Source organism: Shewanella sp. 125m-1 (genome assembly GCF_052977065.1).
On the sequence record NZ_JBRILT010000004.1, the window covers coordinates 84,475 to 102,173 of the forward strand.

Annotated in this window: 13 protein-coding genes; 7 read left to right on the forward strand and 6 right to left on the reverse strand. The window is 43.8% G+C overall.

From position 1 onward, the window contains the following. Positions 1-124: 124 nt before the first annotated feature. Positions 125-2,164 carry an oligopeptidase A gene (gene prlC / locus ACVBIK_RS03335; protein WP_447169096.1) on the reverse strand — a complete coding sequence of 680 codons (2,040 nt, stop codon included), beginning with the start codon at positions 2,162-2,164 and terminating at the stop codon, positions 125-127. A gap of 274 nt (positions 2,165-2,438) precedes the next feature. Here prlC and ACVBIK_RS03340 point away from each other — a divergent pair, with 274 nt between their 5' ends. The 3 genes from ACVBIK_RS03340 (at position 2,439) to gorA (ending at position 5,612) form a co-directional block, all read left to right on the forward strand. Next, the gene (locus tag ACVBIK_RS03340) at positions 2,439-3,221 is read left to right on the forward strand and encodes a hypothetical protein (protein ID WP_447159028.1); all 783 of its coding nucleotides are present in this window, start codon (positions 2,439-2,441) and stop codon (positions 3,219-3,221) included. Between the two features lie 221 nt (positions 3,222-3,442). Then, the gene (locus ACVBIK_RS03345; protein ID WP_447169097.1) at positions 3,443-3,973 is read left to right on the forward strand and encodes a hypothetical protein; all 531 of its coding nucleotides are present in this window, start codon (positions 3,443-3,445) and stop codon (positions 3,971-3,973) included. Positions 3,974-4,256: 283 nt separating this feature from the next. Beyond that, positions 4,257-5,612: a glutathione-disulfide reductase gene (gorA, locus tag ACVBIK_RS03350; protein WP_447163075.1), complete on the forward strand. Its 1,356-nt coding sequence runs from the start codon at positions 4,257-4,259 to the stop codon at positions 5,610-5,612. A 141-nt stretch (positions 5,613-5,753) separates the two neighbouring features. On the opposite strand, the gene ACVBIK_RS03355 is transcribed toward gorA, so the two are convergent. From ACVBIK_RS03355 to pip, 3 genes are all read right to left on the reverse strand, one after another. Next, complete coding sequence (locus tag ACVBIK_RS03355; protein WP_447169098.1) at positions 5,754-7,706, reverse strand: BCCT family transporter; 1,953 nt, start codon at positions 7,704-7,706, stop codon at positions 5,754-5,756. Positions 7,707-8,395: 689 nt separating this feature from the next. Then, positions 8,396-9,487 (reverse strand): NADH:flavin oxidoreductase, encoded by a 1,092-nt coding sequence (locus ACVBIK_RS03360; protein ID WP_447169099.1) that lies wholly within the window; start codon positions 9,485-9,487, stop codon positions 8,396-8,398. 317 nt (positions 9,488-9,804) lie between these two features. Then, a complete protein-coding gene (gene pip, locus ACVBIK_RS03365) occupies positions 9,805-10,764 on the reverse strand; it encodes a prolyl aminopeptidase (protein WP_447169100.1) in 960 nt (319 codons plus the stop codon). Between the two features lie 524 nt (positions 10,765-11,288). Here pip and tsgA point away from each other — a divergent pair. The 4 genes from tsgA (at position 11,289) to ACVBIK_RS03385 (ending at position 15,896) form a co-directional block, all read left to right on the forward strand. Next, positions 11,289-12,470, forward strand: a complete 1,182-nt coding sequence (gene tsgA / locus ACVBIK_RS03370) for an MFS transporter TsgA (RefSeq protein ID WP_447169101.1) — start codon at positions 11,289-11,291, stop codon at positions 12,468-12,470. Further along, entirely contained in the window at positions 12,467-13,438 is a 972-nt protein-coding gene (locus tag ACVBIK_RS03375) for a nucleoside hydrolase (RefSeq protein WP_447169102.1), read from the forward strand. The genes tsgA and ACVBIK_RS03375 overlap by 4 nt, the downstream gene beginning before the upstream one ends. Positions 13,439-13,582: 144 nt before the next feature. Further along, entirely contained in the window at positions 13,583-14,599 is a 1,017-nt protein-coding gene (locus ACVBIK_RS03380) for a LacI family DNA-binding transcriptional regulator (protein WP_447169103.1), read from the forward strand. Positions 14,600-14,750: 151 nt separating this feature from the next. Continuing rightward, the gene (locus ACVBIK_RS03385; protein ID WP_447169104.1) at positions 14,751-15,896 is read left to right on the forward strand and encodes a hypothetical protein; all 1,146 of its coding nucleotides are present in this window, start codon (positions 14,751-14,753) and stop codon (positions 15,894-15,896) included. 267 nt (positions 15,897-16,163) lie between these two features. Here ACVBIK_RS03385 and ACVBIK_RS03390 read toward each other — a convergent pair whose 3' ends face one another. Both ACVBIK_RS03390 and ACVBIK_RS03395 read right to left on the reverse strand, forming a co-directional pair. Next, positions 16,164-16,556 carry a hypothetical protein gene (locus tag ACVBIK_RS03390; RefSeq protein ID WP_447169105.1) on the reverse strand — a complete coding sequence of 131 codons (393 nt, stop codon included), beginning with the start codon at positions 16,554-16,556 and terminating at the stop codon, positions 16,164-16,166. Positions 16,557-16,589: 33 nt separating this feature from the next. After that, the gene (locus tag ACVBIK_RS03395) at positions 16,590-17,192 is read right to left on the reverse strand and encodes a DUF2971 domain-containing protein (protein ID WP_447169106.1); all 603 of its coding nucleotides are present in this window, start codon (positions 17,190-17,192) and stop codon (positions 16,590-16,592) included. Positions 17,193-17,699 lie beyond the last annotated feature (507 nt).

Sequence of the window (17,699 nt, forward strand, 5' to 3'; positions counted from 1 at the left end):
AATACCACCTAACATCCTTGGAAAGAGCCGAAAGGCTAACAGAGGTCATACCAGATCACAAGTGTGAACCAGCTCAAATAAAAAAGGCGCTAAAAGCGCCTTTAATGATCTTGCCAGTTAATGACTAACCGGTAATACCGCTATGTCTAAGCAAAGCGTCAGTTTGCGGTTCACGACCACGGAAACGCTTAAATAGCTCCATAGGCTCCTCGCTACCGCCCATCTCTAAGATATTTTCTAGGAAGCGCTTACCTGTTTCAGGGTTAAAGATCCCCTGCTCTTCGAACAGTGAGAATGCATCAGCAGAAAGGACTTCGGCCCACTTATAGCTGTAATAACCTGCCGCATAACCACCGGCAAAGATGTGGGCAAAACTATGCTGGAAACGGTTAAACTCAGCGGCCTTGATCACTGCAATTTGCTCACGTACTTCATCTAACTTTTGTTGAATTTCAGCGCCTTTAGCTGGGTCAAACTCAAGGTGCATCTTAAAATCGAACAGTGAGAACTCAAGCTGGCGCAACATCATCATGCCTGACTGGAAGTTCTTCGCCGCTAGCATCTTATCTAACATGGCTTTTGGTAAAGGCTCGCCTGTTTCATAGTGACCAGAGATCTCAGCTAAGGCTTCCTCCTCATAACACCAGTTCTCCATAAACTGACTAGGCAACTCAACCGCATCCCAAGGCACACCGCTAATACCCGACACGCCACCCACATCAATCTTAGTCAGCATATGGTGAATACCATGGCCAAACTCATGGAACAGAGTCGTGACTTCGTCATGGGTAAACAGTGCAGGCTTACCTGCCACTGGCGCATTGAAGTTACAGGTTAAATAAGCCACAGGATCTTGTAAGCCATTTTCTGTCATGCGACGCGCTCGGCAATCATCCATCCAAGCACCGCCACGTTTACCTTCACGAGCATAAAGGTCGAGATAAAAACTACCACGATGCTCATTATTGCTGTCAGTGATATTAAAAAAGCGTACGTCTTTATGATAAGTATCAAACTCTTTTTGCTCTTCAACCTTTAGGCCAAATAGGCGCGATACGGTATAGAACAAACCTGATAAGACTTTGTCTTCAGGGAAATAAGGGCGCAGTAACTCTTGCGAGATCTCATATCTATGATGCTTAAGCTTTTCAGCGTAGAAACTTAGATCCCAAGCCTCAAGTTCAGTTACACCGCACTCTTTCTCTGCAAATTCAGTTAGCTCTGCAAGCTCAGTCTCACCTTGAGTCTTAGAGCGAGCACCAAGTTCGGTTAAAAAGTCGAGTACTTGCACAGGAGACTCTGCCATCTTAGTCGCTAATGACTTATGCGCGTAACTGTCGAAACCAAGCAGATTTGCAAGCTCATGGCGCAAAGCCAAAATTTCATCCATTAATGGGCCATTATCAAACTCACCGGCATTAGGACCTTGATCCGATGCACGCGTAACGAAAGCGCGATAACACTCTTCGCGCAGTTCGCGGTTTTCACTGTAAGTCATCACAGGTAGGTATGATGGAAAATCTAGTGTAAATAACCAACCATCTAACTCTTTTGCTTCAGCCATTGCCTTTGCTGCCGCAACAGCTGACTCAGGCAAACCGTTAAGCTCTGCTTCATCGGTGATAAGCTTAGTCCAAGCCTGCGTGGCATCTAATAACTGATTAGAAAACTGACTGGTTAGCTCTGACATTCGCTTCACAAGCTCGCCGTAACGCAACTTGTCACTATCGCTTAAGCCAATACCTGATAATTCAAAGTCGCGTAGACTATTTTCAATCAACTTCTTCTGCGCCTGGGAGTAGTGAGCAAACCCTGCCGACTCAGCAAGTGACTTGTAGGCTTCATAAAGCCCCTGATGCTGACCCACAAATGTACCGTACTCAGACAGTAATGGTAGACAAGCATCATGGGCTTTACGCCACTCTTCGCTGCTAACAACCGAATTCATGTGCGAAATAGGTGACCAGATTTTACCCAGTTGATCATCAACCTCTTCTAGCGGTGCAACTAAATTGTCCCAGGTAAACGGATCTTGGTTAGCCAATACTTGTTCGATCTTTTGACGACAATCGTCAATACCTTGCTCGACAGCTGGCTGAATATGTTCTGGCTTAATACTTGAAAAAGGCGGTAGCTTGTTGCTGTTTAGCAAAGGATTGCTCATTGATGATTCCTTAACATTCTATGTTGATACTTAAGAGATAAGGGCTAATGAGGCCTTATTCAATATTTAGCCCATAATTCTTTGTAAAGATTGTCAGCTCTAACAGCTGGAAAATCGATTTACCATGACGAAAGTCAAACTTTTCAGCACAAATTTTATGCGCTAACGATACTGCAAACCAGATCGCAAATACGAGCCATTATCATTTACATTCTTGCGTTTAAATCTAGTATGCGAGAGGTCAATTTCTTTCGCCAAAATTTTGAGTTCACACATGATAAAAACGAGCCGATGCACAGTCTTATTGTCGTTATTAATCAGTACTGCTGCCTTTGCTGATGAAGCGCCCAATATCGATGATTCGCACAATACTAAAATCATCGAAAAGCGAGCACTTGATGATAGCGGACAAGTTCAGGGGCTTATCGATCTAGGCTGGGACTCAAAATACATCTCAGAAGGCCGTAATAACCTAGACAAAGGTGGCATTTACTGGGCGACTGCCGCAGTACAAAAAGATAACCTTAATCTGTATGCCAGCGTAGGTCGTGGGGACAGCCAAAACTATATCGAATGGAACTTTGGTATTGAATATGGTTTTCAGCTCAGCGAAAACTTAAGCGGTAGCGTCGGCTATCAGCGTTTAGAGTTTTATGGCGACGAGCGCGCCCATGACAATGAACTGTTTAGCTCATTGGAATACACAGCTGTTGAGTGGTTAATTCCTTCTGTGAGTTACACCTATTCTACCGAAGCTGCAGGCTATTTTGTTGAAGTCAGCCTGCATAGCAATTGGGAGTTGGCCGAAGGCTTAACGGTTAGTCCATATGTCACCCAAAGCTTTGACTTTCAATACGTCACCGAAGAACATGATGGCCCGAACCATTTTCAGTTTGGTGTTGAAGCCGAATACCAACTGCCTAATAACCTTGTCTTATCAGGTCATATCAGCCACACCATAGCTCAAGAAGACATAAAGTTAGAAGCGCGTAATGATGGCATTACGGGCAGCCTAGATGAAACCTTTGCAGGCCTGCACCTGAGCTGGAATTTCTAGGCGATACCGTTAATAACACCTAGCGGGTCGCTATGAATAAACCCAAGCAAGCCGCACTGAAAAAATATTGTCAGCTATACTCATTACTGAGCAGCTAACCGCTTGTGCTCTTGCTTGATAACACTTATTCAAGCTGGAGCAATTCAATATCCCGATACGAACACTGATACAAACACATATGAGATTACACGGACGCTAATCTTGCTACAGAGGAACAGGGAATGTTACTTCTATCTCGTCTATTGATAGCCACACTTATCATCTTATATAGCCAGACAAGCTATTGCAGTGAGCTTATCTCTAGCAGTAAACCAACCTCTCGCAATAAGCCTAATTCTCACAATGAACAAGATAGGCCTTCACTCGACTTAGGCAGCGTCCTTAATGATAAAGGACAGCCGATAACTGTCCCCAGCGAAACCCGGAGTCACTTTAATTACTCAGCCCCCGCCATTGCAGCCTTTTCGCCAGCCAATGCTAAAAACAGCAAGACTAACAAAACAAAAAAAGCCAAACCTCAAAGCCGTAAACAACAACTTGCCAGTCGCAGCAAGGTAGCCAACGATCCTGGTTGTCGCTGGCTTAATGGCCGCATGAACAGCCTAGAGCGCAACTTAAGCTCTGGAGTCAACTCACGCAATCGCCACCACCAACAAGAGTTAAGCGTCAGACAAGGCGAATGGGAATGCATGAAATGCGGCGCCGAGGGACCGGATCAGAGTGACCACGGAAACTGTCAGCATAAACGCTAACACAAACAACTTAAACGCAGCCACCGCCCCCGATAGCATTGCCAATGATGCGGGCTTTCAAAACGCTAAACTTAAGTCATCTAGCTCATAATTTATAGGGCTAGCTGGATCAAATTTTTCCCTCTACAATGGTTCGTTCTTGAACTGGCACAAAGCCAATAAATTAATTCGTGATTGCTTGTTTATCGGATTTAAACAACCCACGGATTAATCATAATTACAGGTACAAAAGCCCCACTCATCTGCTTTTGTCCAACAGTTCGCAACTTTATTGGAGATACACATGGCTCAACATTTTGATTATATCTGTCTTGGCGCTGGTAGTGGCGGTATTGCATCGGCTAACAGAGCGGCTATGCGTGGCGCCAAGGTTCTGCTTATCGAAGCCAAAGAGCTCGGCGGCACATGTGTCAATGTGGGTTGTGTGCCTAAAAAAGTGATGTGGTACGGCGCGCAAGTCGCTGAAGCCATGCACCTGTACGCCAAAGACTATGGCTTTGACGTTACCGTCAACAAGTTTGACTGGAGCACATTAGTTGCCAGCCGCGAAGCCTATATCGACCGTATTCATGGCTCTTACGACAGAGGCCTTGAAAGCAACGGCGTTACCCTAGTACGCGGTTACGGTCGTTTCGTTGATAAAAGCACCATCGAAGTCAACGGTGAGCATTACACGGCCGATAACATTTTGATCGCAACTGGCGGCGCAGCAACCATTCCAAATATTCCTGGTGCCGAGCACGGTATCGACTCTGACGGTTTCTTCGCATTAGCAGAGCAGCCTAAGCGTGTTGCCGTTGTCGGCGCAGGCTACATTGCGGTTGAAGTGGCAGGCGTACTGCAAGCACTTGGCAGCGACACCCACCTATTTGTACGTAAGCATGCACCACTACGTAATTTCGACCCAATGCTAAGCGAAGCATTAATGGAGTCGATGGCGATTGACGGCCCAACTCTACACACTCACAGCACGCCAGAGTCGGTCACCAAAAATGATGATGGCAGTTTAACGCTTAAGATTGAAAATGGCGAAAGCTACGATGTTGATTGCCTCATTTGGGCTATTGGCCGCCTGCCGTCGACAGGCAATATCGGCCTTGAAAACACTAACGTTAAGTTAGATGCCAAAGGTTATGTGATCACCGATGAGCAGCAAAACACCACAGACGCTGGCATCTACTGTGTGGGCGACATTATGGCTGGCGGTGTTGAGCTAACCCCAGTTGCCGTTAAAGCGGGTCGCCTGCTGTCTGAGCGCTTATTCAACGGCATGACAGATGCCAAGATGGACTACAACCTAATTCCAACCGTAGTATTTAGTCACCCAGCCATTGGCACTATGGGCTTAACCGAGCCAGAAGCTAATGCCCAATTCGGCGAAGACAATGTGACGGTTTATACCTCAGGTTTTACTTCAATGTACACTGCGGTAACGGCTCATCGCCAAGCGTGCAAGATGAAACTAGTTTGTGCAGGCGACGACCAAAAAGTTGTGGGTATTCACGGTATTGGTTACGGCATGGATGAAATTTTACAAGGTTTTGGCGTTGCGATGAAGATGGGCGCAACCAAAGCGGACTTTGATGCTGTTGTGGCTATCCACCCAACGGGTGCTGAAGAGTTCGTCACAATGAGATAATTCGTTCATTATCAATACTTTATTAATAAAAAAAGCCGCTAATCAGCGGCTTTTTTGTCTCTTGAGTTTGACGCTCTATACCCGTAGTTCCTTTTACTGGCATTGAGCTAACATGCTAAGCAGCGCTAACAATATGCTTACTTAGCTAGGAGTATTTAGTCGCGCTTGAATCGCTAACTTCACATCTTCCTGAGCCTGCAAGGCTTCCTCTTGCTCCTTCTCACGCATAAGCGTATCAAAGCCAACTCGCGCTTCCTGCGCTAGTTGTGACGCTTCTAACTTAGCCTGTTTAGCTTTCATCGAATCATCTGTTAACTGGCGTAGCTGCTCGATAATCTCGTCGGGTGCGTCACCTAGCTCAACACTCGACTCTCCGCGTGCCAGCGCTTCTCTACGCAATTGCTTTTTCAGCTCCCAGATAGCATCGTTAGCTTCACGCTCAAGTTCAGCCGCTTCAATCGCGTTATCACGTAGTCCTTCAAAACGTGCCAATGCCTGACCTTCTTTACTCCAAGGATCAACATCTGGCAGATCAGAAATATTGATCACCGGATCGACATAATCATCTTGATGCGCTAAGTCTAAAGTCGCGGCTTTAACGCCTGAGATCATCAACATAACTGCGATAATCAATAGCGGTAAACCACCCACAATCGCCGCAGTTTGCAAGGTTGCCAAGCCGCCCATAAACAATAGGGCCGACGGCATTAATGACAAGGTGAATGCCCAGAACAAACGGTTCCAACGCATCGGATCTTCGGTCACATTGGTTTGTACAACCGACGCCAGAATATAAGAAATCGAGTCAAACGTGGTGGCGGTAAAAATCACACATAACAGCGTAAATAGTGCGATGACGACAGTGCTAAACGGCAGTGTTTCTAAAATCGCGAAGATCGCGCGAGTCGCGCCCTCAGCATTAAGAATGCTAACCACATCAAGCTGTCCAGATAGCTGCAACGATAAACCGTAGTTACCTAGGATGATGAAGTACAATGAACAACCGAGTGAACCGAAGAACACCGCACCCGATACCATCTGCTTGATTGTTCTACCACGAGAAATACGCGCAACGAATAGACCCATACTCGGTGCAAATACTAACCACCACGCCCAGTAAAAAATGGTCCAATCTTGTGGAAAGTGTGTATCCTCAAAGGTTCCCATACCACCAAAAGGTTCAGCCCAAGTCGCCATAACAAAGAAGTTAGACAACATACGACCGATAGAATCTAGTCCGGTTTCCAACATGAAGATTGTTGGGCCACAAACCAATACAAACAGCAGTAAAGCTAACGCACCCCAGAAGTTGATATTACTCAAGATCTTGATGCCTTTATCCATCCCCATATAAGATGAATAAGCAAAGATGGCCGTACACACCATCAACACGCCAATTTGACTACCCGTCGAGGCTGGAATGCCAAACAAGTAGCTAATACCTTCGTTGATCAAAGGGGCCGCTAAACCTAACGTGGTTGCCGCGCCGCCTAAAAGACCGAAGATAAATAGAATATCGATGACTTTACCCAATTTACCAAAACTATTTGCTTCGCCAATTACAGGCATAAGCGCAGCTGATACCTTAAGTACAGGCTGTTTACGCACATAGAAGAAATAAGCAATTGGAATAGCTGGGATCATATAGATACACCAAGCGATTGGTCCCCAATGAAACAAGCCGTAGGTTGCCGCCCAACGCACCGCTTCTTCACTTCCCGCTTCTAGCTGGAAAGGTGGGTTTTGGTAGTAATAAGCCCACTCAATGGTACCCCAGTAAAGAATACTGGCACCGATACCACCACAAAATAGCATAGCCGCCCAAGACGCCAGTGCGAATTCAGGCTTTTCATCAGGATCGCCCAGTTTGATTTGGCCGATATCTGAAAACACGATATAGATCATGAAGAAAAAAGCAGCCAATCCCAGACCTAAATAGGCAAAGCCTAATTTGTCTGTCATAAACGTTTTAGCTACCGCAATCCATTGCGCCCCTTGTTCAGGAAATACCAGTAAGGGGAGAACCACAGAAAACAGTAATACTAACGCGCCGAAAAATGTCGGCTTGTCGATAAGCTCAAAGTGCTTTTTCATTTTTATTGTCCGCAACAACCTAAAAACAGATTTGATTAAGTGCACGCCACAGGCTGCTCGCCGCACTGAGAGAACCAGACGGGTTTGATACTAAGTTAAAGAGTATGAGTATTGTGTGTGAACGGTTTTTTTTGTGAGTCTTATAACACTCGAAAGTTATCCAGATTACGATTAATATGGACTAAGGATAAAATAATGTTAATTAGCCTAACTGTCGACAAACTTATCTCTCGAATCAATCAGAATTGTGACCAAGTTCTCACATAGTTTTACCCGCCAAAAATTAGGCGTTCAGAAAACAACCAAAACACAACCAACCCCTTTATAGACAGGCTTTATGGACACGCATAAAATGGTTATAACGCCTCACGCCTTTAGGTTAAAAGTATATAAATGAGGCTTTCGGGCAAAATCGAGCCTAAACATGCATAATTCACTTTATTAGGTTGTTCCAGCACATTAAATCAACACGACAGTTCTCTCTAACAAACAAGCTGTAACGTGGATTTTTCTGTGCGATTCTGCTGATTGAAACTGGTGGGAGAGAGTGATTGATATAAAGGGAAGTTGTAAAAGTACCTGTAGAGGAGTGTGGCAGGAGCGGCTAGAACAGTGTCAAAGTAGCAGGCACGATATCATCGTGCCATACAAAACAAGAATCGCTTAACGCTAACAGCGTCAGCAAGCAATTATCGCCTCTTATACACCACACAGAAATTACCGCGCTTAGTACGGCACTTTGAACATCTTTCACAATCCACTTCTGCAGTACTCCCCTCAGACCAACGCTTAAGCAGGTGTGGCTCGGCAAGTAAAGGTCTTGAAAGAGCAAAGAACTGAATATTGCTACTCGCTGCAATCTCTTCAATGGCGCAGATATCCGCTAGGCCGCCAACGGTAATAATGGGGACGTTTACCTCCTGGCTAATCACAGCGCCATATTCACGGAAGTAACCTTCACTTTGTATGGTATAACCATCGAATGATTCACCCACTACGGTATTAGCATTACCGTGAATGTTACCGGATATAATAATTGCATCGACACCAATCGCAGCAAGCTTTTTACAGATAGTGCGGGTTTCAGCAAAAGTTAAGCCACCGTCGAAAAACTCAGAGGCCGTTAACTTAACGAGAATTGGGTAGTCCTCGCCAACCAACTTGCGGATCTCAGCGTAGATCTCCAGCAAAAAGCGCATGCGGTTCTCAAGACTGCCGCCGTATTCATCCTCTCGCTGGTTGTAATAAGGGCTTAAAAACTGATTGATTAGATAGGTATGCGCAGCATGAATTTCAACCCCATCAAAACCAGACTCTTGCGCGCGGCGACTCGCCTGTGCAAACGCGTTAACGATGTAATCGATCTCAGGCTTAGTCATCGCCTTACCCAAGGTTTGAGTACCGCGCTCAGCAATGGCACTCGGGGCAAAGATCACTCGCTCACCCACATTGTAAGTGGTCTTAGTGCCACCATAAGCCAACTGCATAACAATCTTCGAGTCGTAACCATGTACCAGCTCAGTTAGCTTTTGGTATTCGGCAATGAACGAGTCGTCATACATGCCCATCATGCCAGCGTTAGGCTTTTCTTCAGCCACAATGTTGGCGTAACCCGTGACGATTAATCCCACCTCACCTTTAGCCAGCTCTTCATACACCGAGTACAGCTTGTCGGTCATATGGCCAGTTTCAGTTGCCATATTTTCCCACGTCGCACTTCTTACAAAGCGGTTTTTCAGTGTCATGTTGCCAATATGGCTGGGTGAAAACAAAATGCTCACGTGCAATCCTCTTAAATCATATTCAATGCTAGCTAGCGACGTTGCCCAACAGTAAAAACACAACAGCCACGCATAAGGCATGGCTGTTGTGTTTTTACTGTTCTCTCTCAATCAATGTATCTTGATCAATATAAGAGCGCAGCAGGCGCAGGATCCTACGCGCAAAATATAAGAAATTCCTTAAGCTAGGTTCAGCTTTTAGAAATTAATCTTGCATATGATTACTCAGAGCATCCATCTATACCCAAATGACCTCAAGATGCTCGTTTCAGAGCTCTATAGTTTAATATGTTCGAAACACTCAGCCATGGATATTGCTACTTGTTAGCAAAGAAATCCGTCGCTTCTATCAATGCTGTTCTGATCCCGGGCTCGCTAACCGCGTGCCCTGCATCTGGGATCACTAAAAACTTCGCCTCTGGGAACGCTTTATGTAGATCCCAAGCCGCTTCAAAAGGTGTGATCACATCATAACGCCCTTGTACGATAACCGTAGGAATGTGACGAATGACATCGATATTCTCGAGTAGATAATTATCGCTTGGAAAGAATGCACGGTTTTCAAAGTAGTGGCACTCAACACGAGCAAATGCTTCGGCAAATTCATCTGAACTAAAGTGCTCTTCACGAGCCGGATCGGGTAACACAGATAACATGCTGCCTTCCCATTTTCCCCACACTCGCGCAGCAGCGATTCTTAACGCTTTATCATCACTGGTAAGGCGCTTGTAATAGGCATGAATCACATCATCACGCTCATCTTCAGGGATAAAACCAATATATTGCTCAAATAAATCAGGGAATAGCGTGTGCCCCCACTGATAGAACCATAAAATTTCTTTACGGCGCAGCAAAAATATTCCACGCAATACCAACTCATCAACAACTTGTGGATGATTAATCGCATAAGCCAGCGCCAGTGTGCTGCCCCACGACCCACCAAAGACTTGCCATGTATCAATGCCTAAATGCGCTCTAATCTGCTCCATATCGCTAATAAGACCCCAGGTTGTATTATCTTCGAGGCAGCCTTTTGGGGTACTTTTACCGCAACCTCTTTGATCAAAAATAACAATACGATACAAGGCAGGGTCGAATAAACGTCGACACTGAGGATCGGTACCAGCCCCCGGCCCACCGTGCAGGTATACCACCGGCTTGCCATTAGGGTTACCTGATTGCTCAACATAGATTTCGTGAACATCAGACACTCTCAGCATTTCTTGATGATAAGGTTCTATTGGCGGGTAAAGTTCGGCGATCTCATTGTTATTCATATACAGATCCTAATATTGTTATCTTGATGTGCTGTTCAGCAGCGAGATGTTGATTGCGTCAAGACGCTGCAGCCGTTTATCGAGGATAAGCATTGCGACTTTGACGATGCATTATTGCATACGCTAATCCAGCAAAATCATGAAACCTTTTCAGCTCAAAATTGGTAATGAAAGTGCACACGACGGGGGCACTTCTACTTTGAATAAAGGAGGCTACAAAACATGCCGTTAATGTTGAGTATCTGTAGACTTTGTCAAACGATAATACTTTTCATTATTTCTCACCAAGGTTTAACGTTACACCTCAAGAGGTGTGACTGGTCCATGTTATTGGTAAATACACAGCTCAGTTCTTAGTTATTTCAATCCAGCAAACCTTAAAACCAATAAGAAGCTTCCGCAATAACCGCCAGTTAGTAATTAAAATCTTTTGCACGCACAATTACTTGACATGGATCACTTAAATGATAGTGCGTTGCGTGAGATGCTACAGGTGTAACGTTAAACCAATCGAGATATATCTTATGAATATAAATAAAATAGGAACAGTTTTCGTCGCTTTTTTGACCTATATGGTTATGGCGGGATTGCTCACTCAAATAGGTATTGTAATTAACCCAATGGCAGAGCATTACGGGATCAGCGTAACAGATGCTGCCTCTATGTTCTCATTCTTAACTGGAGGAACGCTGATAGGCACCTTTGTCGCTATGATTATTTTTGGTCGATTATCAATCTCAGCTGTACTACGAATTTTTTATATCCCTTTGATCATTGCTATGTTTGTATTTGTCAGCACCAGCAATGCGATGCTCGCCAGCGCGATGCTCGTAATCATAGGCTTAGGTTGTGGTGTGGGTTTATCGGCAGGTGCAATCGTAATATCAAAAACATTCGATGCTGGTCAGCGAGCCTCTGCTTTTCTAGGGACGGATTGTGCATTTAGTGCGTCAGGTGCTATTTTCCCTGCGCTAACGACAGCAGTGATTGCCGCGGGGGTGTCTTGGCAATTTGGCTTTTCTGCCGTGACCATCGCAGGAATAGCCGTTTTAGCTTCAACTTTCTTTCTCACCTTTCCTAATATCGACCAAAAAGCTGAGCAAAAAGATAACGTTGTTATCTGGACACCAAGAGTATTCATATTTGGTGCAGCACTTTGTGTTTACTTAATTACTCAAAACACATTCTTAGCCTGGGGACCAACTTACTTAATTGACGTATTTGGAACTCCAGCCAATGAAGCTGGTGTAGTTGTAGGAAATTACTGGGGGCCTTCTGTCTTTGGTCTCATTCTAGCTGCTGTATTGGTAACTAAAATTCCACCGCGCGCCCTATTAGTTACAGTGACACTTATTGCTGTAGTGATCTTAACGCTACTCCGAAATGTAGATTCAGCATCAACCTTCCTAACTATCACTCTAGCATTAGGTTTTTCAACATCTTGCATGTACAAAATTGGTATATCAGTCGGCTCTGAGCAAGTAAAAAATGCACCCGCAAAATTAGTTACATTCCTGCTAATGTGTGGAACATTGGGTAGCACTTTAGGACCTGTTTTATCCGCTCAGGTTGTCAGTGCATTTGGTGTCAGCGCGGCAATCAGCATGTCACTTGTTGGATTTGCAGCAGTATTCTTGCTATTTGCTTGTGCGCTAATCATTGAAATTAAAGAAAATCGTTTAAATCAAGAGGCATATACAGCATGAGTCAAATGAAGAAAGTTATTTTTGATACCGACCCAGGAATAGATGACACCATGGCACTCATGTTCGCTCATGCGAGTCCCAACATCGAACTGCTAGGTATAACCACTACTTTTGGTAATGCAACAATAGAAAATGCAACCCGAAATGCTTTATATGTGAAAGAGCGATTTGGACTCAAGGCCACCGTTTGCCAAGGGCACCCTCGACCACTTATGATCGAGCCCGATCAACCAGCGACGTTTGTTCACGGTGAAAATGGATTGGGTGATATTGATATCCCAGATGAGATTAACGGTAAGGCTGACCCTCGCAGTGCAGCGCAGTTTATTGCCGACACCATAAGAGAAAATCCCGGTGAAATCTCGATTGTAGCTGTAGGGCGAATGACTAATCTGGCGCTGGCCTTGGAGATCGCACCTGATATCGCATCCAAAGTAAAAGAAGTCGTGATTATGGGGGGGGCTTTTGGGCACAATGGAAATACGGGCAACGTCACCCCATTTGCTGAAGCAAATATTATTGGTGATCCCCATGCTGCTGATATCGTAGTCTCAGCAAGCTGGCCTGTAACAATGGTCGGTCTTGATGTTACGCAGCAAGTGATTATGACGACTCAATACCTTGAGACATTGCGAACACAAGCACCAAATATTGGCGCATTCATCTGGGGCATTAGCCGCTTCTATCAAGAATTTCATAAAAAAGGTGGGCTAGAGGATGGATTCTACGTACATGACTCATCTGCATTTATGTATTTACTCTATCCAGAGTTTTTTGAAACAGTCTCAGGCCCAATAAGAGTAATCACTGATGGGCCGGCAATTGGCCATACGATGCAAAAAACGACTACTCGCAAATATCCCATTGATGATTGGGCTGACAACAAAGGGCAAAAAGTATGTTGTAACGTTGATGCTGAGTCATTTTTACAAACCTATGCGAATACCATTATAGCCATAGAGTCGTAAGTACTAAGAACATCCAAATGAAGCATCGTCTTTAGTTATTTCAACAGACAACTCCACCTAATGAAAACGGACATATTTAATCAAAACTTGTGTCCGCTTTCACTCAAAGTATACTCGTAGGCTCAACTTCGTAGAGTAAATAAGATGACAACCCTAAAAGATGTCGCAAAGGTCGCTGGAGTCTCAGTGACTACCGTTTCTAATTTCATTAATAGCTCTAAAAGCATGAAAGCAGAAACAAAGCTCCAAATCCAAAATGCTATAAAGCAGACTGGATATAGGCATAATACCCTTGCAGCCTCTTTGAAAAAGAAAAAATCTGGAATTGAAACTGTCGGTATTGTTAGTATCGTTGATCAAAACCCCTTCTTTTCTGAGTTATTCTTTGAGGTTGAGAAAGCTTGCAATCAGGTAGGTATATCTGTGCTGTCGTCATTCCAGCATAGTGAGTCGAGTTATGACCCTAAGTGCTTTTTACAACTTATGAATGGTCGTGTTGATGCTTTAGTTGTTATCTCAATCGATGGACACGACGTGATGGAGGCGATTAAAGATGTTTTTGCCATTCCCGTCATTTCTGTTTCTTTGAATAATCCATATTCAGAGACGAATAGCGGTGTTACTACATTTGAACAAAATGCATTTCATGGTGGGTACGTCGCAGGTAATTTTCTAGCATTAAATGGTCACAACGCCATCGCTTGTTTCACTGGTCCAAAAGATATCGGAGTAGTACAAAAACGAAACAAGGGTCTACTCAAAGCCTTAGATGACAGAAACTGTTCAACAGAAAATGTTCAGTTTTTTTATGGTGATTTTACATTTGATAGTGGGTGTACTCTGATGCAAAGCTTATTTTCAAAGCCTGAACAATACTCTGCTATTTTTTGTCACAACGACCTAATTGCCGCAGGTGCTATCAATATGGCTTCAAAACTTGGTTTAAGGGTACCACAAGATATTTCAATTATTGGCTATGATGATATAAAACTCGCAAGCTTTTTGACGCCGAAACTTACAACGATAAAAATCCCGTTAGATACAATCGCACAACAAATCATTACTGGAATAAAAACAAGAGCCCAAAATAGCCAAGAAGTTGTCGCGATCGAAGTTATGCCTGAGCTGGTAATTCGAGACTCTGTTAAACCAATAAAGTGAATACCATTGATAATGGGAGTCTATACGTTTTAATTGAACACTTTGATTTTAAATTGAAAAACCACTATTGTAGCGCTTAAAATATCGTACTAACGATTAATCTAATTCGTCCCCTTTCAGATATTTTTAGACTTTTTCAGAGACAAACTTTATGTACACTCGGATGTTGCCTTGTATTTTCGCTTCACTAGTTTCAAGTATTGCTTTTCCAGTATTCGCCGCCGATGACTTAAGCGGGATCTGGCAAGGCACCTTAGGCAAGAGCAAAATTCGTGTCTGCTTTAATGAATACGGCACAGGCAGTTATTACTATCAGCGTTACTTAACGCCAATTAGACTCGAGCAGGTCGATAACCATTGGCAAGAAGACAAGCAAACTGGCTTCTGGCAGTTTGATAATGTCAGCGATCAGCAACTTACGGGGCTCTGGTTCAATAAAGAACGCTTTAAAACCGAGAGGTTCAATAAAGAGTTGTCCAATACTGAGCCCTCTCAAAATAAGCCCACAAAATCATTAGCCATTACGCTTAAACGCCAAATCAGTCCTGATGGCATCAATGGCTGCAGCAGCGACGCTTACAACCTACCGCTAGAGACAGCGCCAAAGCTTAGCCGTGGTAAATGGCAGCCATTTGAGAATGAAGACTCTGAGTCATCTACTTCTGACCAAGCTAATCCTCAGTTATCAGGATCTCCGCAGATTAGCTATCGCCAACTCAGCTATGGCACAGAAATCAGCTTGGAGCTTAAAGGCGAGCAAGCAGGCATACCGGCGATTAACCAGTGGCTAAAGCAGAAACTAACGAGTAAGACTCAACTTGCAGAAACCTTTGAAACCCGCCGCAGAATGTTGGCGCAAACCGGCCTGCCAATCACAGATGAAACTGGAGCTGAAATCGATTTTATTAACCAAGATTGGCTAAGCGTACGATTTTACCGCTGGGCAGCAGGTTATGGCGCTGGTGGCATCAACCGTACTTATACAAGCTTCAACCTAAACGACGGCCAAGCATTCAACCCATGGCAATGGTTTAGAGACGATGCAGCCCTTGATGAAATGCGTCACCAACTGCCACCAGCCCTACGCGAAAAGCTATTTGCCGATATGCAAGTTTTTGAGGATTGCGACAACTCAGACGGCTCAGGTTACTTCTACCTAACCCTCAGCCCAAAAGGCATCGAGCTATGGGAAACACCCAACGGCAGCGGCTGCGAAAACGAATTCACCCTCAACCCCCAAGAGGCCATGCCGTTTGCCACCGAGTACGGTAAGAGTCAGCTTAAGCTAATGGAGTAAAACTCCATTGTTGACTCAGATATTGGAACCTTAGAGTAGTCTTTAAGCCGAACTTAAATCGACTATCTGTGGTTCCAATGGCCTGCGGCCAGCGCATGTGCAGACACTTCTGAAGCACGCTGCAAGCACATCCCTGTGAGCTCTACGGTTTCATCCCTGAAACCGAAGGCTTCAGCCGTATCTGCACTGGATTGAATCTGCGCACAAACTAAGCTTCCGTAGTCGCGAAAAATACCTTAAGAAAATCAACGGCAACGAGTAAAATTATTAAACACAACGATTTAATACTTCGAAATCAACTTCAAAGCGGTCAAGGCTCTCTAAGGTTTTATAAAAATTTACGTTTGAGCTAAATCTACTGCTATTGTGTACAGCTTTAATTACTCGATTAATTTCTTCGTCAGAAACCCTACAACCAAAATACACTTCTTTAATCGAACTAGGCCTTAGTCGCTTAAAAAACATAAGTCCCCCTATAGAAAGAGCAAACTCATCATTCATTATTTTTCTAAGACTATTAATGGGGAAGTCTAGATTTTCATTTTCGATAATGAACTTTCCTTCTTTCCTTTTAAACGCTATTCCCCTTTGATTTAAGTACATTTCAAATTCATTTATTCTTCGTTCATCTACAGCACTATTAACCTTTAAAATTGCCACATCGGCTTCGATTATAGGTATCAAAAATCGATGCTATTTTTCGTACATCCAGCTATCGCTCTTTACTAATGCGAAATGCTTGAAAAACTCATCTTCATCAAAAGAATAAATACACTCATCAGGTATATCTTCACTAGGTCTTTTATTATCATAGCGGACTCTAATTGCTTTTTTTTCACCTATTCGTGATGCTTCAATACCATTCTTAGAAAAAGAAAATGTATCTTCGGAATTAGAAATGGCAACAACAATTCCATTGTGTTCATTTGCATAATGAGACCACATCAGAAGGTTGTGAGGGTTTTCAGTTAACGAGACTATGCCAAATTTGTTCAGCTCAGTTCTTAGATAACTATCTGTATCCTTATGTTTTAAAATTATATCCTGATCAGAAACAAAACCTCCCCCTTCACCTTCAGTGTCACTCATAAAGGCAATCTTTTTTCTAATAGCCTCTTTAGTTGGTTTGGAATCAAAAGGGTCATTAAGACTAGACGGTTGCGTTAATCTAAATAATGGGTCGTCAAAAAAGTCATCGCGTAATGGCATATACTTGTATAAAACTTTCAAATCCACATCCTCTAATTCCCCTTGAAGTACTAATGAATAGTACTCATCCCAGAAAATAATGTTCATATCAACGGTTCAAACTTAATCGTGTTATCTTAACGCTGCTAACTAAGCGAGATTACCAGATGTAGTTCTCCTTACGTATAAAAATAATATAATCATCATGTTAAGCATACATAGTCACACCAATCCCCATCGGAGTTGCCGAAGTACGTTGGAATAAATCGCGTGAGCCCGACAGGGATGTCGGGTTAGCTTTCGCGGGGCAGGATGCCCCATCGGAAGCGTTAGTGATTTATCCTTAAGTATGAGGATCAACAACTTCGTTAGGGGCGGCAGGGGTGATCCAAGAGGGGATTGCTGTTGATCCCCTCTTGGCCGAGTGTGAGCTGGAAGCTCACGACCTTTATCAAGCGCAGCTTGATTGCTTACCGCCGTAAAGCATTAAATTCAGGCACAGCCTGATAAAATTATCAAACGAAGTTTGATTGCTTCCACCGAGCAAACGGTAACAAAAAAGGCTATGAACCTAAGCTCATAGCCTTTCTATATCGACCTCGTTTGAGACGAAAC

What these genes read in the sequence shown, in the direction of transcription:
- prlC (WP_447169096.1), bottom strand. Translation starts at nt 2,164, where the DNA reads ATGAGCAATCCTTTGCTAAACAGCAACAAGCTACCGCCTTTTTCAAGT.
- ACVBIK_RS03340 (WP_447159028.1), top strand. Translation starts at nt 2,439, where the DNA reads ATGATAAAAACGAGCCGATGCACAGTCTTATTGTCGTTATTAATCAGT.
- ACVBIK_RS03345 (WP_447169097.1), top strand. Translation starts at nt 3,443, where the DNA reads ATGTTACTTCTATCTCGTCTATTGATAGCCACACTTATCATCTTATAT.
- gorA (WP_447163075.1), top strand. Translation starts at nt 4,257, where the DNA reads ATGGCTCAACATTTTGATTATATCTGTCTTGGCGCTGGTAGTGGCGGT.
- ACVBIK_RS03355 (WP_447169098.1), bottom strand. Translation starts at nt 7,706, where the DNA reads ATGAAAAAGCACTTTGAGCTTATCGACAAGCCGACATTTTTCGGCGCG.
- pip (WP_447169100.1), bottom strand. Translation starts at nt 10,764, where the DNA reads ATGAATAACAATGAGATCGCCGAACTTTACCCGCCAATAGAACCTTAT.
- tsgA (WP_447169101.1), top strand. Translation starts at nt 11,289, where the DNA reads ATGAATATAAATAAAATAGGAACAGTTTTCGTCGCTTTTTTGACCTAT.
- ACVBIK_RS03375 (WP_447169102.1), top strand. Translation starts at nt 12,467, where the DNA reads ATGAGTCAAATGAAGAAAGTTATTTTTGATACCGACCCAGGAATAGAT.
- ACVBIK_RS03380 (WP_447169103.1), top strand. Translation starts at nt 13,583, where the DNA reads ATGACAACCCTAAAAGATGTCGCAAAGGTCGCTGGAGTCTCAGTGACT.
- ACVBIK_RS03385 (WP_447169104.1), top strand. Translation starts at nt 14,751, where the DNA reads ATGTACACTCGGATGTTGCCTTGTATTTTCGCTTCACTAGTTTCAAGT.
- ACVBIK_RS03395 (WP_447169106.1), bottom strand. Translation starts at nt 17,192, where the DNA reads ATGAACATTATTTTCTGGGATGAGTACTATTCATTAGTACTTCAAGGG.